Source organism: Paenibacillus sp. FSL H7-0442, from assembly GCF_038593105.1.
Classification (GTDB): domain Bacteria; phylum Bacillota; class Bacilli; order Paenibacillales; family Paenibacillaceae; genus Paenibacillus; species Paenibacillus polymyxa_D.
In genome coordinates this window covers 3972169-3993245 of record NZ_CP151963.1, presented here as the reverse complement: position 1 = coordinate 3993245, position 21077 = coordinate 3972169, and the positions used below count along the sequence as shown (strand labels likewise).

23 protein-coding genes and 1 pseudogene are annotated in these 21077 nt (G+C 44.0%); 17 read left to right on the top strand and 7 right to left on the bottom strand.

Annotation, left to right across the window (positions count from 1 at the left end; all coding sequences use genetic code 11):
* Positions 1-212: 212 nt before the first annotated feature.
* On the bottom strand, positions 213-1217 hold the full coding sequence (locus MHH57_RS17690; protein WP_069010481.1) for a chitosanase: 1005 nt from the start codon (positions 1215-1217) through the stop codon (positions 213-215).
* Between the two features lie 265 nt (positions 1218-1482).
* Between MHH57_RS17690 and MHH57_RS17685 the strand changes: the two genes are divergently transcribed.
* The 5 genes from MHH57_RS17685 (at position 1483) to MHH57_RS17665 (ending at position 5725) form a co-directional block, all read left to right on the top strand.
* On the top strand, positions 1483-2271 hold the full coding sequence (locus MHH57_RS17685) for an isocitrate lyase/phosphoenolpyruvate mutase family protein (RefSeq protein ID WP_069010482.1): 789 nt from the start codon (positions 1483-1485) through the stop codon (positions 2269-2271).
* Positions 2272-2308: 37 nt separating this feature from the next.
* Entirely contained in the window at positions 2309-2869 is a 561-nt protein-coding gene (locus tag MHH57_RS17680) for an Ada metal-binding domain-containing protein (protein WP_039274368.1), read from the top strand.
* A 26-nt stretch (positions 2870-2895) separates the two neighbouring features.
* Positions 2896-3381 carry a methylated-DNA--[protein]-cysteine S-methyltransferase gene (locus MHH57_RS17675; protein WP_318627447.1) on the top strand — a complete coding sequence of 162 codons (486 nt, stop codon included), beginning with the start codon at positions 2896-2898 and terminating at the stop codon, positions 3379-3381.
* Between the two features lie 13 nt (positions 3382-3394).
* Positions 3395-3682 (top strand): antitoxin Xre/MbcA/ParS toxin-binding domain-containing protein, encoded by a 288-nt coding sequence (locus MHH57_RS17670; RefSeq protein WP_069010484.1) that lies wholly within the window; start codon positions 3395-3397, stop codon positions 3680-3682.
* 159 nt (positions 3683-3841) lie between these two features.
* Positions 3842-5725, top strand: a complete 1884-nt coding sequence (locus MHH57_RS17665) for a stalk domain-containing protein (protein ID WP_069010485.1) — start codon at positions 3842-3844, stop codon at positions 5723-5725.
* An 86-nt stretch (positions 5726-5811) separates the two neighbouring features.
* On the opposite strand, the gene MHH57_RS17660 is transcribed toward MHH57_RS17665, so the two are convergent.
* The gene (locus tag MHH57_RS17660; protein WP_342434337.1) at positions 5812-6369 is read right to left on the bottom strand and encodes a YdhK family protein; all 558 of its coding nucleotides are present in this window, start codon (positions 6367-6369) and stop codon (positions 5812-5814) included.
* A 289-nt stretch (positions 6370-6658) separates the two neighbouring features.
* Between MHH57_RS17660 and MHH57_RS17655 the strand changes: the two genes are divergently transcribed.
* The 3 genes and pseudogenes from MHH57_RS17655 to MHH57_RS17645 form a co-directional block, all read left to right on the top strand.
* Positions 6659-7498 (top strand): MetQ/NlpA family ABC transporter substrate-binding protein, encoded by an 840-nt coding sequence (locus tag MHH57_RS17655; protein ID WP_069010487.1) that lies wholly within the window; start codon positions 6659-6661, stop codon positions 7496-7498.
* Between the two features lie 69 nt (positions 7499-7567).
* Complete coding sequence (locus MHH57_RS17650; protein WP_081317528.1) at positions 7568-8743, top strand: aminotransferase class I/II-fold pyridoxal phosphate-dependent enzyme; 1176 nt, start codon at positions 7568-7570, stop codon at positions 8741-8743.
* A pseudogene (locus tag MHH57_RS17645) lies at positions 8727-8885 on the top strand (5'-methylthioadenosine/S-adenosylhomocysteine nucleosidase); the annotation flags it as partial. The gene MHH57_RS17650 and the pseudogene MHH57_RS17645, both read left to right, overlap by 17 nt.
* A gap of 174 nt (positions 8886-9059) precedes the next feature.
* On the opposite strand, the gene MHH57_RS17640 reads toward MHH57_RS17645, so the two are convergent.
* The 4 genes from MHH57_RS17640 to MHH57_RS17625 form a co-directional block, all read right to left on the bottom strand.
* On the bottom strand, positions 9060-9545 hold the full coding sequence (locus MHH57_RS17640; protein ID WP_069010490.1) for a DUF5381 family protein: 486 nt from the start codon (positions 9543-9545) through the stop codon (positions 9060-9062).
* Positions 9538-10374: a hypothetical protein gene (locus tag MHH57_RS17635; protein ID WP_069010491.1), complete on the bottom strand. Its 837-nt coding sequence runs from the start codon at positions 10372-10374 to the stop codon at positions 9538-9540. The genes MHH57_RS17640 and MHH57_RS17635 overlap by 8 nt, the downstream gene beginning before the upstream one ends.
* A 35-nt stretch (positions 10375-10409) precedes the next feature.
* The gene (locus MHH57_RS17630) at positions 10410-11495 is read right to left on the bottom strand and encodes a WXG100 family type VII secretion target (protein WP_069010492.1); all 1086 of its coding nucleotides are present in this window, start codon (positions 11493-11495) and stop codon (positions 10410-10412) included.
* Positions 11496-11764: 269 nt separating this feature from the next.
* Positions 11765-12511: a hypothetical protein gene (locus tag MHH57_RS17625; protein ID WP_039274388.1), complete on the bottom strand. Its 747-nt coding sequence runs from the start codon at positions 12509-12511 to the stop codon at positions 11765-11767.
* Positions 12512-12670: 159 nt separating this feature from the next.
* Between MHH57_RS17625 and MHH57_RS17620 the strand changes: the two genes are divergently transcribed.
* The 5 genes from MHH57_RS17620 (at position 12671) to MHH57_RS17600 (ending at position 16285) form a co-directional block, all read left to right on the top strand.
* Positions 12671-13597: a cell division protein ZipA C-terminal FtsZ-binding domain-containing protein gene (locus tag MHH57_RS17620; RefSeq protein ID WP_069010493.1), complete on the top strand. Its 927-nt coding sequence runs from the start codon at positions 12671-12673 to the stop codon at positions 13595-13597.
* 20 nt (positions 13598-13617) lie between these two features.
* Positions 13618-14319 (top strand): DUF1963 domain-containing protein, encoded by a 702-nt coding sequence (locus MHH57_RS17615; RefSeq protein ID WP_069010494.1) that lies wholly within the window; start codon positions 13618-13620, stop codon positions 14317-14319.
* Positions 14320-14418: 99 nt separating this feature from the next.
* A complete protein-coding gene (locus MHH57_RS17610) occupies positions 14419-14889 on the top strand; it encodes a DUF6097 family protein (protein ID WP_029515525.1) in 471 nt (156 codons plus the stop codon).
* Between the two features lie 52 nt (positions 14890-14941).
* Complete coding sequence (locus MHH57_RS17605; protein ID WP_069010495.1) at positions 14942-15409, top strand: hypothetical protein; 468 nt, start codon at positions 14942-14944, stop codon at positions 15407-15409.
* Between the two features lie 78 nt (positions 15410-15487).
* Complete coding sequence (locus tag MHH57_RS17600; RefSeq protein ID WP_069010496.1) at positions 15488-16285, top strand: hypothetical protein; 798 nt, start codon at positions 15488-15490, stop codon at positions 16283-16285.
* Between the two features lie 28 nt (positions 16286-16313).
* Here MHH57_RS17600 and MHH57_RS17595 read toward each other — a convergent pair whose 3' ends face one another.
* Positions 16314-16736, bottom strand: coding sequence for a hemerythrin domain-containing protein (locus MHH57_RS17595; RefSeq protein ID WP_029515522.1), 423 nt, complete (start codon positions 16734-16736; stop codon positions 16314-16316).
* A 169-nt stretch (positions 16737-16905) separates the two neighbouring features.
* On the opposite strand from MHH57_RS17595, the gene MHH57_RS17590 reads away from it, so the two are divergent.
* The 4 genes from MHH57_RS17590 (at position 16906) to ric (ending at position 21058) form a co-directional block, all read left to right on the top strand.
* On the top strand, positions 16906-17694 hold the full coding sequence (locus MHH57_RS17590; RefSeq protein WP_069010497.1) for a YwiC-like family protein: 789 nt from the start codon (positions 16906-16908) through the stop codon (positions 17692-17694).
* 14 nt (positions 17695-17708) lie between these two features.
* The gene (locus MHH57_RS17585; RefSeq protein WP_069010498.1) at positions 17709-18824 is read left to right on the top strand and encodes a TIGR04053 family radical SAM/SPASM domain-containing protein; all 1116 of its coding nucleotides are present in this window, start codon (positions 17709-17711) and stop codon (positions 18822-18824) included.
* Positions 18808-20229, top strand: a complete 1422-nt coding sequence (gene hemG / locus MHH57_RS17580; protein ID WP_029515519.1) for a protoporphyrinogen oxidase — start codon at positions 18808-18810, stop codon at positions 20227-20229. The genes MHH57_RS17585 and hemG overlap by 17 nt, the downstream gene beginning before the upstream one ends.
* Positions 20230-20338: 109 nt before the next feature.
* Complete coding sequence (gene ric / locus MHH57_RS17575; RefSeq protein ID WP_209949808.1) at positions 20339-21058, top strand: iron-sulfur cluster repair di-iron protein; 720 nt, start codon at positions 20339-20341, stop codon at positions 21056-21058.
* Positions 21059-21077: the final 19 nt, after the last annotated feature.

Here is a 21077-nt window from a genome sequence, read left to right as displayed (position 1 = left end):
TTCATAACCATTTTACAAGACTGTTTCAGGAGCTTGCAACTTTCGGGCTTTTGGGACAGTCTCTCTATTTGCACACGCGACCCACATATTTGAATGATGAGAGGAACTGTTTGGGAAAATGGGACCTTGTTAGTAGTCAACACCAACTCAATATTTATGAAAATAAATAAAGGAGGACATACGATATGCCCTCCTAATGACGTATATTGTATTTACTTCAGTTCCCAATTCGTTGCTTTGATCACGGCTGCATCTGCGTTCTTAAGATCTGTTTCGCCAGAAGCTAAGAGAGAACTCCATTGTTTCACACGATTCTTACCATTGGGAGGTTGGTTATAATCGTTGGTATCGACAACCAATGTACGCTTAGCATAGAAGCTAGTCATGAAATTCTTCTCATTCGTACTACTGCCTGAACGTGAGAGGATTCCTTCAAGACTACCTGAATCACCAGTAGCGCCTTGATTGAGTGCTGTGTCGACAAATGATCCAATCGTTAGAGCAGTATTAAATCCGCGTTTATGTGCTTGCTGTACACTATATTCGATATAGGTGTCATAGAACGTACGCCACATGGCTTCTCTCCAAGCTTCATTGTTTTGGAGAGCGTTGATCTTCTTCTTGATTACACTATCGCTATCGCTGAGCTTTAGAATCGAACCATTCATCTTCCCCTTTAGACCAGCACGTGTTAATCCACCTGCAATGGAAGGGTTGCTAGCTCCACTAGCAGCATCAAAAGCTTTAAATAAGTACGGGCCATCTGGTCCCGTATCATTTGAACCGCCTGTTGTTGCTCCAAAGATACCAATGGTGTACCCACGATTATCGCCGATATCTTCAGCATAGCCATAGAATTCAGTCCATTTCAAAGAATCTTGCTCTGGTTTGTTCACTAGCTTCATAATATTATCCCACTGCTCACCGTCGAGTCCTGTATTAGCCTTCAGGAACTGAAGTGTTGAAGGTGAGAAATTAGCATCATGGTCAATAGTTGTAACCGCTGCTTGGCTAGTAGCTTCTTCGCTGGTAAGGGATAATGGCTGTATACTAGCTTCATTTGAGTTGTCGAAGCCCTCATTTAAATCGATCGTTTTCTGCACCGGAGTCCCATTCTCTTCAGCAAAAGCCTTGCTAGGTGAAGAGCCGGACAAGCTAGAGAAAGAAGCGACTACAGTAAAGCTTAGCAAGATCATAAGGAACTTTATTTTATACATATAACTCCTCCTATAAAATGTAATTGTGAAAGGCTAAAAGCGTAGATTTCCATCTAACTCGAATGGATTTAGCAAGAGTATAGATAAAAAGCATAGGATTGAATAGAGCTTAAATAACCGTTTTTTTCAAAAATTATGATTTATATGTGAATAAATGGACCAAGTTGTTCCTAGATTCCTACAGACCATAAGTGCAAGAATGAGGACGAAACAAAGATAGCCTCTTGATAAAATGAGTTACATCACATATCAGGAGGCTATATTTATGAACAAAATCCAGCAGTTTCATGCACTTCACACATTAGAGGAACTTTTATTTTTAGGGAACGCCTGGGATCTGCTATCTGCGGTGGCTCTGGAGAAAGCAGGTTTTAAGGCGATAGGTACGACGAGTTGGGGGATTGCCAATACGTTTGGATTTTCAGATGGAGAGCTTATTGATTTTGACCAGCACGTAAGTATTATTCGGACGATTGTTGAGCATGTTCAGATTCCAGTGTCGGCAGATATTGAAGCAGGATATGGAGAGGACACGGCAACGATTGTTGAGCATGTTTTAAGGGTAGCCGATGTGGGAGTTGCAGGGATTAATATTGAGGATTCTTTGAAAATGCAAAAGGGACTTCGAGAAGTGGGTCTGCACAGTAACCTATTGTCCAAAATTAGAGCGGCCTTGGATGCGCGTGGGTTTCAAGCGTTTTTTATAAACGCAAGAACGGATACATATTTGCAGATGAATACTCCACTTTCAGAGACCATAGAGCGGGCCAAAGCGTATGAGGATAGTGGTGCGAGCGGAATTTTTGTTCCAGGATTAAAGCGTGATGAAGAGATCAGGGAAGTTGTGTTTCATATCCATGCTCCGCTTAATGTTTTATCCCTGCCGGGTCTGACGAATGTCCACCAGCTTCAGCAGTTAGGAGTTAAACGGTTTAGCTTTGGAAATGCATTTTCTGATAAGATAATAGTTGCTTTGCAAAAGAATGCAGAACAGTTGATAGAGCTACAAGATACATCACATTTATATGAGGATTTTGCAAAATCCTTGAGCTAGATGAATATGAACTATAGAAAGGACGGAGCATTCGATCATGGCTAACCTTAGTCTTTCTTTTGAAGAAATGTGGGAGAAAATTATAGCGTGTGATCGTAAGTATGACGGGTTGTTTTTTACCGCTGTGAAAACAACCCGCATATACTGCCGACCTTCCTGTCGATCCAAAAAGCCGAAGAAAATAAATGTAGAGTTTTATTTTGATTTGGACAAAGTGGAAAAGGCGGGTTTTCGTGCTTGCAAAAGATGCCAGCCCCATACAGACCATTCGCCGTATATCAGACTTGTGCAGAATGTGGTAACCTTCTTGGTTAATCATTACAAGGAAAAACTTGTATTGCAGGATATTGCGGACCATATCGGAATAAGCTCCTTTTACTTGGATCGGATCTTTAAACAGGAAACCGCCGAAACCCCGCGCACGTATTTGGAAAAAATAAGAGTAGATAAGGCAGCCTATCTTCTTAAAAGTACAAATCTTACGAATCTTGAGATTTGCTATGAGACGGGCTTCCAAAGTCCCTCCCATTTCTATAAGGCGTTTCGTAGCTTGAACCATTGTTCTCCTAGTGAGTATAGAAAGTTGAGTAGGGAATAGAAAAGGAAGGAGGTTGTATCCTTCTTATGAGCGAACTATACGTAATGAAGTATGTATCGCCGATTGGAGAGATAGAGATACAGGGCACAAATGAGGCTGTCTATTCTATTATGTTCTCTAATCGGAATGAGCTCTTAACGAGGGCTATAGAAGAGATTCCAATCCAAGTATTAGCGGAATGCGCTATCCAGCTTGACGAGTATTTTAAAGGTGAGCGCTTTGAGTTTACGTTTCCTTATGCCTTTGAAGGTACGGATTTTCAGCAAAAAGTATGGAATGCTCTGGTGTCCGTGGGGTACGGTAAAACAACAGCTTATAAAGATATTGCTCTTGCTATTGGAAATGAAAAAGCGATCCGAGCCGTAGGCAGTGCTAATGGAAAAAATAAGCTGAGCATTGTGATTCCATGTCACCGAATTATCGGTTCCAATCAGAAACTAACGGGCTATGCAGGAGGGCTATGGAGAAAAGAATGGTTGCTCCAGCATGAAAAGCGTTGTCTGAGGCCCTAAGGAGGGTTCGTAGATGAGAGACATATATTTGAAAGAGTTTAAGCCGGAGAACTGGGCCAACATGGTTCAGGTCTATCAGGAGCGGTATGCACAGGTAGATCCGGCTAAAAGAGCAAAAGTGGCCAAAAGTAAAATTCCCAAGGAGATTCAGATTGTGCTGCTGCCCGATATGGGGGAGTATTTGCTGATTTGGATGGATCGAAAAGTCCCCGCACTCGGCAACGAAACACCGTCGGATTATTTGAAAAGCGAAGAAGGGACTAAAGCACTGAAGGCGGCTATATTACGTATGCCACGTTGAAGAAGCGGACCAAGAAGATACATATGAACATTGAACAGAGCGCGAATGATGGAAAAAGTGAGTTCCTATATCCATAACTGTAATCAGATGGAATGAACTTCATCTAACCCTATGCTATGATTTACCGACAAGAATATAGATTTAAAAGGGGAAATAAGAATGAAGCTCAAAAAAATGATGTTCCTACTTTCGTTTTTAACGATATTTGTAGGGTTGATCACTTTGTGCACAGAAAGTGTTCAGGCTGCCAATTCGACAGTATTCAAAGATGGAGATAAGCTTAAGCTTATTCTTGATGATGGTAATGGAGTAAACAGAGTGTTTAAATTTGATCTCCCGTTTACGATTAAGCCTGATACACCAATTCGTCTGTATAGCAACAACATTGAAATTCCTTCTGGTGACTTTACGATCGATTATGCCAACTCCACAATTACGATTGCGGATTCACGACCAGCACCTGGGCCAGGATCAGAAAATCATATAGAACTTCCTATAGCTATAACTATGAAAGGGACTGTGCAGTCAGTCGATGAATCTACAGTAACTCCACTTGCGGAGGAGCCGAAAGTAACGCAGCCTGAGGTGGAGACCCATATAAAAGAGATTCCCACTCCCAGTGAACCCAAAGTTGCTCAACCTGTGGATGAACCGAAAGTAATTGAACCGCAAGTAACCCAGCCGATCGAGGAGCCTAAAGTGGACCAAGCGGTTGATGAGTCACCGGAAATCCCTTTGTCTATCCCATCTGGAGAAAATTTTCCGGGTACATTTACAATCAACTCTTCAAGTACATCATTTTCAGTTCGTTTGAAGATGAAAAATATTCAACCCACGTACACTTCATATGTTATGGTCAAAAATGCGGATGCTCAATTAATTAAACGGATTCAGTTCGATCCGGAAACAACGTTTAGCTACCCTTTGAGTAACCTGAATTTATCTACAGGTGGATATTACTTTTATATCAAAATGATCGATCAGTCGGGAAATTCGGCAGCGTCTGTACCCCAATTTGTTCCTATAAATAATAACAAGGCTCAGCAGGTTGAGGTGTTTATAGACGGTAAACTGCAACAATATGAGCAGCCTGCGACCTCTATTAGCGGAAGTATGCTGGTGCCATTTCGTGCCGTTTTTGAGGCGCTTGGGGCGAAAGTGAAGTGGGATGGAGCTACCAAGACCGTTACTGCAACCAAAGGAAATACAACGATCAAGTTAACTGTAGGCTCCAGGGATGCCTATATCAACGGAAAATTAGTGCGTCTCAATGCGGCGCCAAGACTCATTAACGGCAAAGTAATGGTTCCTATTCGCTTTGTTAGTGAGGCGCTGGGTGCGAAGGTGAAGTGGAATATTGCAGCTCAGAGCGTTGTGATTTTCCTTGCTCCACCGCAGGTTTTGACAACTAGCGAAAGTGAACAATTAATGGAGGAAAATGAAGATGCTTCCGAATCACAATCCAATCCAACGATTCTGAAAAAGATATCCACCACCTTCTCCAAATCTACGGATATTGTGTTCGTCATAGATGTTACGAGTAGTATGACAGGGACGCTGGATTATGTGAGACAGAAGGTGAAAGGCTTTGTTGATTCCGTTCCAGCAGGTTCTCATTTTGCTGTCGTTGCATTTCGGGATATCAATCTGAAGGCAGATAAAGATTTAGAATTTTTGGAGTTTACGACCGATAAAAATAAGTTAAAAGGTAACTTGAATATGCTGCGCCCTTCCGCTGGCGGGGATTTGAAGGAATCGGGATTAGAGGCTATTCAGTTAGCTATAAGTAAATTTCCCAAAAATTCTAATTCCAAAACAATCATATTCATTACAGATGCACCAGTTCATGATAAGAATACAGCCCTGGGTAAAGCCCGTTTTTCAGTAGATGAAATTAACGAGCAATTACAGAAAAATGATGTTATTTTTAATGCAATCGTGCCTGCAAATGGACTAGCCAACAAACAAATGAAAAAGCTTGTAGATTCCAACGAAGGGACTTTGTATGATATCAAGGAGGCCAAGCTGAATTTGGCGAAGTAGGTTTGTCCAAACTCAATTAAAGCCGTTAAAGGGAGCCGATGCCAGGCTCCCTTTTGTTATCACAAGCGACCTGTGCTGAAAGAGTTCTAATGGGCTGAAAGCTCACTCTCCGTCACCCATTTATGATTTTTGACAGGCTCTCCTCCTGTAGTCGGCGTATAGTCTACCATATATACGGTCGTTGGCTCGGCGGGATCAATGGTAGCCTTAGCCCCATCCATCCCCTTCATATGATCTGCTGCAAGGATAACCTCTGTGCCCGGTGCATAGGGCTCGCTGCTTGCATCCTTAATCTCTTCATGAATAACCCACTTATGATTATTCACTTTCTCTTCTCCAGTGGTTGGTGTATAGGAGACTGTATAAGCAGTAGTCGTATAAGCACCCACAATCGTGGCAGTAGCCCGATTCATGCCTGCCATATGGTCAGCTCGTATAGTCGCTTGACCACCAACTTTGAAGGCTGGATTTTCAGCTTCTTTTAATCCGGCAGGAAGCTCACTGGAAGTGGAATGGTTCATCTCCGATGTGTCGTGCTGTTGACTGCTGTTTGCCGTGTGCTCTTGGTTTGGCGCGTTACTGTTCCCGCACCCACTCAAAATCATCATGACTGTACCAGCGAGCAAAGCCCATTGCATTCTCATATTTAATAGCTCCTTTAGGGTTTTATTTTCATATCAATTATACCCCCAGGGGGTATAATTGAAACGGAATAATATTACAAACTTGTGAAGTGTTTTTACCTACAAGGGGATCGCCTGTTGTGATCCCTTATTTGTTATGCAGAAGATGCGTAATTAAATGTTGTTGACAGTGAATAAAAAATCATTGTAATATCTATAAAACGCATCAAGTTACTTGGTATTTTGAGCGACTGTAAACATTCTAACTCACCAAAAGTAGAAGATATCAAGGAGCAGGGGGAGACATCAAATGAAGAAACCATGGATTTCATTTATATTGCTGCTGGGAGCAGTCGTGCTTTTTATTTCAGGCTGCGGCAGCAAGAATACGTCGGGCAATGCTGCGGGTGAAGAAAAGAAAACACTGCATATCGGCTTTAATCCTGGTCCATATAGCGATCAGTTTAAGAATGGTGTGGCTCCATATTTGGAGAAGAAAGGATATAAGATTACATATAAAGAGTTTACAGACGGTGTTCAGCCCAATGTAGCCGTGGCTAAGGGGGATATTGATGCTAATGTGTTTCAGCATTCGCTTTACCTGGATTCTATGAATAAGCGGGAGAATATTGATCTGATTGGTGCTGTACAGGTCCCGACTCCTCCAATGGGATTGTACTCCAGCAAGCATACCAGCCTTGACGAAATCGGCGATGGAGCCCAAATCAACCTGCCCAACGAGCCAGTCAATATGCTGCGTGCGCTGAATATTTTGAAGGAAGTAGGCTGGATTACGTTAAAGGACAATATCGATCCATTGCAAACCTCGGTGAACGACATCACCTCTAATCCGCATCATCTGCAATTTGTTGCTACCGATCCGGCACAGGGGCCACGTGTACTGAAGGATGTTGATTTTGCGGCTATACAAGGGAACTTTGCTGTATCGAATGGAATAAAGCTGACCTCGGCATTAAAGCTTGAAAATATGACAGATCCGTTCACGAACGTGGTCGCTGTGGACAGCAAGAACAAGGATAAGCCCTTCGTCAAAGACATTATTGAAGGATATCATTCAGATGAATTCCAAAAGTACATCCATTCGAACCCTGATTATGAAGGCTACAAGTTGCCAAGCTATTTCAAATAATATGGGGCATTATCTTCTGCGGGCTGACGTTGTCAGCCTGTATCTTATGGATAGAAGGTGGATATGAACGTGATTTTTTCATCCTCTGATCTCGTCAAGGCTCTGCCTGACAACTATTTTAGCGCAATAGATGACAAAGTGAATCTGTATAAAAGTAAAGGAATAGATGTAATTAATCTGGCAGCCGGCAACCCGGATCAGCCAACATCGGCGCATATTATCAGCGCTTTGAAGGAAGCGGTTGATCAACCGATCAATCAGGGCTATCCGCCTTTTCATGGAAAAAAAAGCACGCTGGAGGCTGTCGCCGCGTTCTATAAACGGGAGTATCAGGTGGAGCTGGATCCTGACCGGGAGATTGCCATATTCAACGGCTCAGCCATAGGCGTAATGGGGATTCCACAGGCGCTGCTGAATCCCGGTGATTGGTTATTGACCACCGATCCGGCATATCCCCAATATTATTCCGCTGCTGCGCTGGCAAGAGCCCATATTCATACGATTCCGCTTGATGAGAAGCTTGGTTTCTTGCCTGATTATACAACCGTGCCAGAGGAAATCGCAGAGCAGGTCAAATTGCTTATGATTAATTATCCGAACAATCCGACTGGAGCCGTAGCTACTGCAGATTTTCTGACGAAGACGCTGGATTATGCCGCTCGGTATCAGTTTCCAGTTATGAATGATTTTGCTTACGGTGCTCTTGGATTTGACGGGCATAAGCCGATTAGTTTATTGCAAATCCCCGGCGGCAAGGAGTATGGCGTCGAGACGTATACAGCTTCCAAAACGTATAACATGGCTGGATGGCGCTTCGGATTTGCGGTTGGAAATGCGTCCGTTATTGGTGCGCTCAAGCATTATCATACGCATGCCTACAGCACTGTTTTTGGCGCGGTACAGGATGCGGGAGCTGTCGCATTGCTGGGCACCCAGGAGCCAGTACAGGAGCTCGCGAAGTTATATGAGCGGCGCCGTAATGTTCTTATTGCAGCGTTACGAGGTATTGGCTGGGATGTAGCAGCTCCCCAAGGGTCTTTTTTTGCCTGGTTCAAGGTGCCGGAGGGGCATACATCGGCTTCCTTTGCAGACTTTTTATTGGACGGGGCGCACGTTGCGGTCGCTCCTGGAGAAGGCTTTGGTCGTGCAGGAGCTTCTTATGTGCGGGTCAGTCTGGTAAACAGTGAGGAAAGGCTGCTGGAGGCGGTGCAGCGTATCGCAGCGACGGGTGTTTTTCAAGTATAAGCCGGAATACAAGGAAGTTATTTTGCTGCAATCAGGAATTGGCAAAGCGAACGCTGCCTCGACTACGGCCCTGCTGATTGAGCGTTTTAGCCCAGAGCTTGTCATTAATACCGGGTCTGCGGGTGGGCTCGATCCAGCGCTGCTTGCTTTTGCGACAGAAGCGCTGGCGGAGACCAGGATTGAGGGGAAGATCGTCAAGGGTTTGATTACGACGGCAGACTCCTTTATCCGCAGCCAGTTTGGTATTCCATTTTTGGCTGCGGCCAATTCGGCCGCATATGATAGAGACAAGCTTTGATATATTCAATGGCACTATTCAGGAACGTTTTTTCTTCGACTTGCCATGCTGGTTAATGAGAGTTCGAAGTTGTTTCCCGGTTTGGTTCAGCTCTATATCGTTCAACACATAGTCGGTGCTGACTTCCCAGGTGCTGTGGTCATTCAGATGAAAAATAAAGGCGGGAAAGCGAGGGCGCAGCCATTTGCGGATGGAGGCCCCTTCGAATTCGACTTTAGTGATTGCAGCCCACGGGACAGTTCGAATACCATCTGAAATGCTGTGCTCGTCAAAGATGAACAGGTAGGTATCCTTTCGAAGCGTTCTGCTCAAACAAACCACGAGATAGCTACCGAAAAAAGGAAGTCCGACAATGGCGGACGTAATAAAGAAGAAGATTTGTAGAGCTGAGATATCTTCGTCGATAAAAATGAGCAGCAGCAAAAACAGACAAATAAGCACAAACATCAAGCTGCCCATGGCTTTCCAAAATGCCAAAGATCTTCGATATACAATTTTATCCACGGAATACCGCCTCGTCGGGAACAAACGCCTGAATGAAATAAGTTATCCGTTCTATCCAGTCAGCTTCGGTCACACTTTCAATTCGCAGACATGGAGTGGCCTGCATATCCAGTTCTGTATTTCTTACAATCCACACATCATTCTTTCCTTTAAGAACAAATAGCAGATTTGTAACAGAAGGACCATTTTCATCCGTATCCGTGTATACCATTTGGCTCAAATTATCAAGGCTACACTGATTACGATCAAAATCCTCCCGCCAGTCTTGTATCATTTGTTGAGCCGACTCATGAAGCTTCCACGTTGTCATTTGCTGCATGGTGAAGTTGGATGAGGTTAACTCATTCCACTGTTCTTCGGTCAGATCGACGTATCGGCTGTGCGCATTGAAGTTCGGAGCAGACAGGCCGAACAGTTGATCAATGTCGTGATGCCAGTCTTCTGGAGAAGACCAGCGAAAGAAATGGAGTTCATTGTGACTGGAGAAATGATACAGAAAACGTTCATTTCCATGGTGTATCGTTAACGTATTTTGCTTATCTTGTTGCTCCTTAAAGCCACGTAGCATCTGACGACTTTGTACCAGATGAGCTAAAATTTCAACAATGAACGCATCAAATTCGAGCTGTTGTTGCTCGTCATCCCGTTGTTCCATCAAACCCTTGGATATCATGCTATGCGTTGCGGCATGAAAAAGTAGTTCCCAGCGATCTTCGGTTAGTTCCCCGTAATAAGATTGGAGCAGACCAGAAGCCATATCTTCTGCGCCCAATGCGGTCAAGGCAAAACCTAGCTCCTCAAGCGTTAAAATTACCGTTTGTTTGTCCATAGTCAGGCTCCTTCTCCATCTGTTAGGTGTGTATATTATTTAAATAATTTGCTGGCCCAGCGTATCCCTTTTTCCGCAAATTTGGCGACTTTTCCGCCTGCCCAGCTTCCCACTGTACCGCCGACGTATGCCCCGACGGCTGCGCCGACCGGACCACCGATAGCACCGCCTATGGACCCCAAAACGACAGCGCCGCCATAAGTTGCGGCGGTTTTAATCGCTACGTTAGAAGCAGATACAGCTACATCCGTTCCGGTAAGCTTCCCGCTTTTCCATTTTCCAGCCAGACTGATACCCTCGCCCACAATATTCATGGTGGCATTAATAGGGTAGAGCTTTTTGGCAATCATACCGGGAATTTGGCGGGTGGCTATGCCGTAACGTCCTTTTTCCACCCCGGCGATGACGTTCCGTGTCCACTGAGGAAAGCTGTTGGCTTTGTTGAATCCGAGGCCGAGCTTACCCATTTGAAGCTTTCCAGCTAAACGATCGAAGCCCTTTAACCCCTTCATCACAATACCCGGTTTGGCGAATTGGCGGTTTAGGCTTTTGCCTAAATTACGCATAAAAGCATTGTTACCCTTGCCTTTCACCCATGCCGCATTATGTATAACCGCTCGAGTGGGATTCTTCAGACTTCTCTTGAATTCTACTGTTTTGGTGAGCACAAGTGTGGAAGCCAGACCGCTATAGATCGCTGTTCCGGCAAATCCTAGTTGCCCGCGCCATTTGTTGGCCTCTGACAGGCTGTTAATGGCTATATCTGCTGGATCGGGTCCTTTTTTCCCGGAAGTTGCCCCTTCGCTGTTGCTGATCTGTCCGCTGTGATCTCCTTTGGTAATCCCCGTGTCTGCTTGGGTGTCTGTTTCCTTGAATTTTACTGCAATGGAACGCAGCTCTGTGCTGACAGAACTGACAGTTTGAGTGAAAGCATCCATTTGTCCACGAGCTTTATGAAAATCCTGATAAAAGCGCTGCTGTGTTGTTCCTGCCCAGCTATTTTCTAACATCTGAATATGCTGTGACAGTTGTCCGCAAATTTGTGCCCCCAGCTCACGTGCCTGTGCGAACTGCCTGGAAACTGCTTCTAGTTTCTCAGGAGGAACCATAATTTTAGCCATGATGTCCACCTCGGATGATTAAAATAATTACTTATATTTTAGTGAATCCAGTGGGGGTTAGCAAAAAAAGGGGGGGATTTTAGTGAAAAATAAGTCATTTGTATGAGTTCATGAGGGTGCATAAGGGAGAATAGTAGGAGGTGTATGATCCGAAGTTCTTATAGCCATTCATAACGAAACGAAAAAAGCCACTCTTTTCAAATGGAGCTTTCCATTAGAAAGAGAGGCCTTCTTGCGTAGAGACTAATATATATTTCGCGTCGGTTTAATTACTTTAGCGGAATCTGCTTGGACAGCTTTTCAAACTGCTGCAAGTGAGGAGTGACCTTGGCAGTAATACCTTTGAGATACTTAATGGACGCTTGTCTTTGGCGTTCTTTGGTAGCAGTCTCTTCAGGGAACATGGAGTATTCCTTTTGGACAGAGCCATTTTTATAATTTACGGAGAAGAGGTCTCCTTTTTGCCACCTTTGGACCAGATCTTGATTACTGTGTAAGATATTTATTATTTCATTGCTATTTTTATAAGTGAAGCTGTAGTCTGGATCGGCCACAGCGTGGATCACTTGGTAGCCGTTCTGTAATCCATTGTTCTGAAAAGTACCTACTTGGATCTCGTTCGAACGTACGGTTCCATCCGTTTGCGTCACTTTTTCAGTCTGCGTACCCTTGCCGCTCATCGTGTCATTGCTCCATGTTCCGTTGTATACGACTTTATGATTCTGTCCATCTGCATCCGTGTATTGATTTGTATATTTTCCGGTACCTGATCGCTTGCCATTCACAAAATCACCCGAATACTGCTTATATTCGCTCCATTTGATCGTACCACGTCCGTTAGGCTGCCCATTCTCGACCTCTCCATAGTAAGTAGTCTGACCGGATAGCTGAAGCAATTCCTTGGTTGCAGCCGCATTCGCCGCAGGTGTACTTACAGACAGCGCTCCAGATATCAGCGATGCGGACACCATAATAGGCAGTGATAGAGCCTTCCCTTTTTGCCAAAGTTTTTGCATCATGAGTTCTCCCCTTTCGAAGCTTTGAATTTCTAAAAGTTAAGTTCAACAACCCAGCACCGTTTTTATACTATTTTGTGCTTGGTGATTTATAGTTTAATATATATTGAGAATTATAGGAAACTGTAAAGTGAAAACAGCTAGTTAGGAGAGAGATTCATGAATTTACCCGAACATGGGAGTGAGGATGTATCGAGCATCCTTGCCGTGGAGTTGGAACATGAGCCTGTCAAGACCATAAAAGGAATCCATCAAGTGGAGCCTGATGCTAATATCTATTGGCTGATTGATGTGGAATTTAGTGGTTTTACGTTGTCAGATGAGGATATTTTGCGATTGCTCAAAGGATATATCGTGTATGGGCATGTTCATGATTTACAGGTGTGGACTAGTGTGGGGCGCAGACCAGCAGGCGAATGCCATTTTGATAAAATTTGTGTTTGTATAGATATATTCGATAATGTAGAGATGCAGGTTTGTTTGGATGAAGTCAAGGTTGCAGACTTTATGAACACACTGCCAGCGCGTTTTCAGGAGAAGGGAACTGTTCATGTGCTTCCTCGAGAGGATGCTCACCATGCACGTGCAAAGGCGGAAAAACTTAAAGCATTTACAGATCAGGAAGGTGAAAGGGAACACGCTGTCATGCTTAGGCTAGTAGCGGATCAAGGCCAATCTTACCGTGGAGCGGATATCTGGGATGTCATGCTGAGTCTCGGAATGGAGTGGGGAGATATGGACATTTTCCATGCACACCATCACGGGACGGGAGGTTATGATGAACTATTTAGCGTACATACGGGAACCGAGCCTGGCTTTTTTTGGTTGAGTACACTCGCAGAGGATCGCTTTGCAGATTTAATTTTCAGTATGGATGGGGTGCGAACCGCGCAGCCGCAAACGGTGTTTGAGGTGATGTGGAAAAGTGCCGAATATGCACGCACCAGACTCGGTGGGACATTAGTGAATGAACAGGGTCTGCCAGCTGTGCCGGAAGATTATCTACATCAGATTCAAGAGATGGAAGATCGAATAAGAGAGTTTGGATTTAAAGCAGGCGAGGATGTTGTTCTGTTTCTATTCTAGATTAGAAAGGAGTGATTTCGTTGTCCAGCAACGCTATTGAGAAGCTAAGAACGATTCTAAAACGTAAAGCTACGATTTTTCATACAGGGGGTCGTAGACCGTCGGATTCCCTTGAACAAAGCTGGATTGGTAGAGTTACAGTGGCTTTGCCAACAGAGGAACGACCCATTGATGTACAGGGGAATGCTATGGCTCCGATCATGCAATTGTATTTGCCGACCTTGCCCTTTGTCCCTGAAGCTATGCGTAGCATCAAGCTGTTGACAGTCTTCCTGTCTCCCGATGTGCTGGATCATGAGGACATGGAAGGGTATATGTGTATTCGTGAGTATACGTCGGTAGAGGATTTGGTCGAAAAAGATTTTGGTCCGTCATTTATGCAAATCAAAGCATTTCCGCTGTTCCCTGAACTCAAAGAGAATGATTATCCGGTCTGGGACGGTGATGACATCCCTGAGGAATACGGCGATGCCCTTAACCAAATGGACGAGGAGGAACCCGACTATTTTGAGGACATCGTAGAGGAAATATATGCGGTTCACAAAATCGGTGGCTATCCCAGCTTTATTCAATCGGGCATTGACTTTGGCGAGGGCTATGAATTTGTATTTCAGATTGCTTCGGATGCCAAAGCCCAATTGAATATTGTGGATGGAGGCAGCTTTTATTTTGCCAAGCATCAGAATGACGGAGTCTGGCGGGGTTACTTTGATTTTTACTAATAGGCTCATTTAGAGAGCAGTCTGGAACCGATCGTTTTGTAGAGCATGGCAACCCTATATACTCGTAAGTTAGATACTATTGAAGTGGAGTGAAAAGATATGAATGTTTTAGGTCAGCTGGGATCTGCTATCCAGAGTAGTTTATTTATTCAATCCGAACTGAAGAAAGCTCATGCATTTATTCAGGAGCACGATCTGCCTGTAGAGCAGGTAGAACATGATTTTCACAAGCAGATCATCGTGCTGGAGCAATATGCGGGAACTCGCGTTTTTCAGCGAGGGCTTGCCAAATACAAAGTAATCAATGCAATGCTTATGATTATATCAGTGATCATATTGCTGGCAGCAGGCATCGTTGCAGCAATGGAATATTTACAACCCGAACGACATTTGCTGCAAGTGCTGGCGAATGCCATGTTTGACTATTGGGTTCCCTCTATTACTTTGCTCAGTGTTGTATTCGTGGGTGTGATCGTTCTCGCCATCGTTAGAACTGTTTATGCCAAACAATTACATACGAGGGTGCTAGATCGGGCCTGGCAGGCCATTTTCAATCATGTGGACAAATAAGGGCAGAGAGCAACTGTAGGAGATTGGCATAATAGCTGAAGGAGTGGCAGCAATGAATGACTGGGAATCGGGAATCATTCAGGTCGATGGTGAGCGTGCGATTTACTCATCTTTAACGGAAGATCAGTTGTTAGAGGCCGATTGGTATTCGAAATATTTTCATTCTGTAAGAAAGCTAGGAAATGAGTATATCTGGTATCATTTCGATCAGGTTTCTTTGCTGCGTCGGCATTTTTTTGTGTCTGTATGCTTTAAGGATACCAGCCTAGTTGTCGCGGAGATTTCGCTCCAGGGCAATGAATTTCCAACTTCGTGGGATAATTGGTCTGAAGAAGGGGAGAGAAAGCGGCAAAGGGAGCATGATCGTTTGTTACAGCAACATTTGTCCGTAAAGCCAAGCTATCGTCAAACAAAGCCTTACCCCTATATGGAATATGAACTGAACTGGGGGAAAATCTCTTCTTATTTTGACCCCCGGTCGGGAAATACGGCCATTGCTTTTAAGTATAAAGATGAATAGTGATCTTACATAAAATACACGACAACCCTGCGCTTTGTGCTGGAGGTGAGGGTGTTGGATGAGTAAGGGAGATATGTTGTGGATAAAAAGGCGAAAAAAATACTGATGAACACATTCTGGTCCTCTAGCGGCTGGAAGCAGGAGCGGGGATCTTTTTCGGGTGAGGATTTTGAATATGCCAAAAGTAAGGGCTTGATGTTCGATCCGATCACCATTACACATAACGAGATTATAAACAGGCTGCATGAGCTGCACCAGCAAAAGGCTACAAAAGAACGAGTGGCAGCAGCATTTTTGCATAGTCTTTCCACGAAAAAGGTTCATTTACGAAGCGCCTTATCGAGCTGGGCATTAACCGCAGGGCTTCCTTTGCACACCTATGGGGAGCGGCCTGTCGTCCTGCCCAATTACAGTAGCTGTGGGGATTGTAATTTTAATAAATTGATGTCCGATAAGGAATACGTCAATAAAGATTTGAATGTGCTAAATTTTGAACGAATCAAATGGGGCGGTATTCGTCTGAACCACCTTCTGTATTGCTGGATGGACCTTGAATTGTTCAGTCAAGAAGAGGATGTTCAGGTTTCCGATGAGGATCTAGCTATACTCCATAACATGCTCGAAGCTGTTCAGAACTGTGATGCTCAAAGCAGTGCACGTCAATTGGAAAAGCGCTGGAAGGATGTGTTTCCATCCAGCAAAAACGAGCGTGATGTCGTCATGGAGGTGTGGGGATATGCCGGACTGCTGGTCCCACAGGACACGCCTCGTAAACGACAGCACGGCAATCATGATTTTTATTCCGTAGCAGCCTGGCAAGGAGATGACGGATACTCACAAGAGGCGTTGGACTATTTCTTTGGTACGTTTTTATAGAGAATGTGAATCGTTATGCACATCTTGATTATGACGGTTGCTCAAACAGCAAACGTTCTTCTTCCCGACTATGAATGGCATTGACAACCAGAAGCGCGTGGAACTGTTGAAGAACTTCAGGCGTAAGCCCTTCTTCACGGATCCCGGCTTTGAGTTCTTTTACAATGATTCGGAGCAGATCATGATCTCGTGTAAGTTTGACGACAGCCTCCTGCAGTTCCGGTTTTTTCTCGACCATTTCCTGATAGAATCCTTCCTCTTCTGCATCAGCATGGCTGAGAATGCGGGTTTCCCAATATTCGATCAAGTGGTCGGCAGCCTGGCGCGCCACCTGGAATTCTTTCGCTTCGAGTAATTCCTCTACTTCTCTCGTCTTATCTAGAGCGCCAGATAGCCCGCCTTGATGAATGGCATGATGAGCATGCAGTTGACGTAAAGAAGGTCCTCCCATAACAGTTCATCCTTTCTTTGTTCCCTTTTTTAGTACAGTATAGCATAAGAAAATAGCGTTATTTTTCCGGTTAGGATTTTCCCCTCTAAGGAAAAGGGAACTCCCTAATTGGTTCAATTTCATATAATACTTAGAATGAAGTTAGAAGATAAAACTCAATCTTGGGGGAATGGATGATGAATCGATTAACCGAAATAACAGACATAAAAAAGATTGTGAAAAAAGGATCAAGGGTTTGAGGGGGATGAGCAGATACATACCCAATCAACATGGAGCCTGGGCTATGCTCATTCTTCCATTTTTATTCGGTTTAGCTGCTTCTCGAGGGGATCTCATTCATATACCCCTATTTGTGTGCTGGTTTTTTATCTACTTATTCAGTTTTCCTGTCCTCCAATGGATCAAAACAGGCAGCAGTGAAAGATACCGCAAACCCGCCGTTGTATATGGAGTGATATTACTTCCTTTGTTAATTTCACTGATATGGTTTGAGCCTGCCTTGATCTGGTATGGAGTTCTTTTATTGCTCTTTTTTATGGCTAATATTTATTTTGCGAGAACGAAAAATGAACGTGCTTTACTCAATGACATTGTTGCAATTTTACTCTTTTGTTCTTTTATATATCCCGTTATTTATATGGGGGGAGGAGAGGATTGGAGGGTAGCAACAGAGCTATTCTTGCTTTTGGTGCTTTACTTTATCGGAACTGCTTTGTATGTCAAAACGATCATTCGTGAAAGAAAAAATATACGTTACCATTATGCTTCCGTTATCTATCATGCGGTGATTTTGTTGTTTGCTATTTGGTTAAAGTTATTTCTGTTTATTCCTTTTTTAATTTTTTTGATAAGAGCCATTTGGCTTCCTAAACTCGGATTAAAGGCAAAACAAGTTGGCATGGCGGAAATTGGATTTTCAATGATGCTCTATGTTTTTGTGTTGTTTTTATATTTCTAAAAGGAGAGACATCAATGATATCTTTGAAAACGCCGCGTGATTATCATACTGACCCGTTTATAGTCATCTGGGAGGTTACACGAGCTTGTGCTTTAAAGTGCCTTCACTGTAGAGCGGAAGCTCAGTACAAACCTGATCCTCGCCAACTGACACTAGAAGAAGGTAAGAAGCTAATAGATCAAATCGCTGAAATGAATCATCCGTTGCTTGTATTCACAGGCGGAGATCCTTTAATGCGTCCTGATCTGTTTGAACTGGCTCAATATGCAATTGAAGAGAAAAATCTGTCGGTTTCAATGACCCCCAGTGCCACTCCTAAAGTGACACGAACAGCGGTAGAAAAAGCAAAGCAAGTTGGATTATCGCGGTGGGCATTTAGTCTGGACGGTTCATGTGCCGAGATTCACGATCATTTTCGGGGTACAGCGGGTTCTTACGATACGACCATGCGAGGAATTGGTTATTTAAAGGAACTGAACATCCCTATTCAAGTGAACACTACGGTATCCCGGTACAATCTTCATGATCTGGAGCAAATTGCAGAAAGAGTAAAGGAAATGCAGGCCGTGTTATGGAGTTTATTTTTCCTTGTTCCAACTGGACGTGGCATGGAGAAAGATATGATTACTCCTGATGAGCATGAAGCCGTAATGAAATGGTTGTATCAAATACAGCAACAGATGCCGTACGGAGTGAAGGCTACAGAAGCTCCTCACTACCGGAGGGTCGTGCTGCAGCAAAAGCACAGCGCAGGTGAGAACAGTGTAGCAGACGGACAAAAGAGGGCAGATGTTTTAGGACGTGCTCCTAAAGGCGTAAATGACGGAGATGGATTTGTTTTTATTAGTCATATCGGCGAAGTATACCCGAGTGGTTTCCTGCCTCTTATGTGCGGGAATGTACGAAAGGATAGCTTGGCAGACATTTATCGCAACTCTCCGATCATGATGAATCTTAGAGATAAGTCCCTACTTAAAGGTAAATGTGGAGTCTGTGAATTCAAGGCTGTCTGTGGGGGCTCCAGAGCAAGGGCTTTTGCAATAACAGGAGACTATTTGGAGAGTGACCCTTATTGCGCTTATATACCCGGGGTTGGAGAGGAAAAGTGTTTTCATGAAGAAAAGTTCTAAAAAAGTCGTTATTCTCGGTGGAGGAATAAGCGGTTTAAGTGCTGCCTTTTATGTGAAAAAGCTGGCTGAGGATCGGCAACTTGAAGTGGAGATTACACTGGTGGAGAAAAGTGAACGTCTAGGAGGAAAACTGCAAACCGTTCGCCAAAACGATTTTATGATCGAAAAAGGACCGGATGCTTTCTTGGCCAGAAAGACGGCAATATTGGATTTGACTATGGAGTTGGGGCTGGAAGCAGATCTGGTATCGACAAACCCGAAAGCCAAATCTGCTAGTATTTTGCATAAGGGCAAACTTCATACGATGCCGATGGGCTTCATTCTGGGCATTCCAACAAAGCTCACTCCCTTCATTCGGACAGGACTTATTTCTCCGCTGGGAAAAGCACGGGCAGCCCTGGATTTAATCATTCCGGCAAAGAAAGGTGATGCAGACGAATCTCTAGGTGATTTTATCAAACGGCGTCTCGGCAAAGAAGTTCTGGACCAGATTACGGAACCTCTGCTGTCTGGAATTTACGCTGGGGATACTCATTCCCTGAGCCTCATGTCAACCTTCCCTCAATTTAAACTAATGGAACAAAAGCATGGAAGTCTGATTAAGGGTATGTCTAAAGGGGCGGGGAGAAAGCCAGCAGTACAAGACAACCTGCCGGATATCGCTAAGAAAAGTATGTTTCTTTCTTATCGGCTAGGATTATCTTCGATCGTGGAGCGGCTAAAGGAAAGGCTGGATACCGTACGTTTTGTTATGGGGCAAGGTGTAGTTGAAGTAAGGAAAGAAAGCGGTTATCAGGTCATTTTAGAACATGGACAAAAAATAGATGCGGATGCGGTGATCTGCGCTGTTCCAGCTTTTGAAGCGGCTACATTATTCTCCGGCGTTGCAAGCGCTAGCTGGTTACACAAGATTCACTATGTTTCCGTAGCCAATATTGCTCTTGCTTATAAAAACACAGATCTTAATCTTAATTTTGAGGGAACGGGATTTTTAGTACCCCGCAAAGAAGGCAAAAAGATTACAGCATGTACTTGGTCTTCGACGAAGTGGAGCCATACTGCTCCTGAAGGATATACGCTTTTACGGACCTACATTGGACATGCAGGTGCACAGGAGTGGATTCAGATGACAGACGATCAACTTGTGGATGCCGCGCGTAAAGATTTGAAAGATTTAATGGGCCTGGAAGCGGAACCGGAATTCACCGAAGTCAGTAGGTGTGATCGATCAATGCCGCAATATCCGATTGGACACAAAGAGCATATGGCGAAGATTAGACAGGACTTCGCACAGGATTTACCGGGTGTTTTTCTATGTGGTGCCGGCTATGGGGGCGTTGGAATTCCAGATTGCATCGCTCAAGGGAAAGAAGCGGCTGAACAGTTGCTTTCTGATTTTTTATAATCAGGCTCTTTCCACGAATGAAAGAGGGAACCCCCTGATTGGTTCAGCTTTAAGGGAGACGTAGAATGAAAGGTAAGTATAAAATCGAAGTAAGATGGAGGAATGGAAGATGAGCCAGTTAACGGAAGAAACATGGGTGGCGGACATTGTGAAAGCAGTACCCAAAACGGGAGATCTGTTCCGCAAACTGAGGATTGATTTCTGCTGTGGAGGGAAAATATCGCTCCGTGAAGCAGCAGCCAATCAAGGTCTCCACGCTGGTGAACTGCTGAAGCAGATACATGAAGTGGAAGAAAAGCAGGCACAGCATAAGCAAATGCAACCTCCTTCACTCGAACCCAAAGAACTAATCGCCTATATTCAAAATGAGTATCATACGAAGCTTCGGGAAGAACTATCGGCGTTAACGCCGTATGTAACCAAACTAACGCGGGTTCATGGCGAACGTTATCCGCATCTAAAGCGAGTTAATGAACTGTTCACCTTGCTTAAACAGGAAATATCGGAACATATTCAATATGAGGAGGACCTTGTGTTTCCGATGATTGAAGCATTTTTACAAGAATCAACAATGGAACGAGCAGATGAGTTAAATCCAATTTTGTCCAAGTTGCAAAACGAACATCAAACGGTGGTGGAATTCCTGAAGGAAATGCGCTTGATCACAAATGGCTTTGAGCCGATGCAGGAAGCTTGTGGTACGCACCGACTCGTATTGAAGCGGTTAGAAGACCTGGAAGCAGATATTTTCAATCATATTCTTCTTGAAAATTGTACATTGATCGAACGTACGAAACAGGCACAGCTAATAGCGAAACCCATTAATTAATGATGAACTAACATGAGGA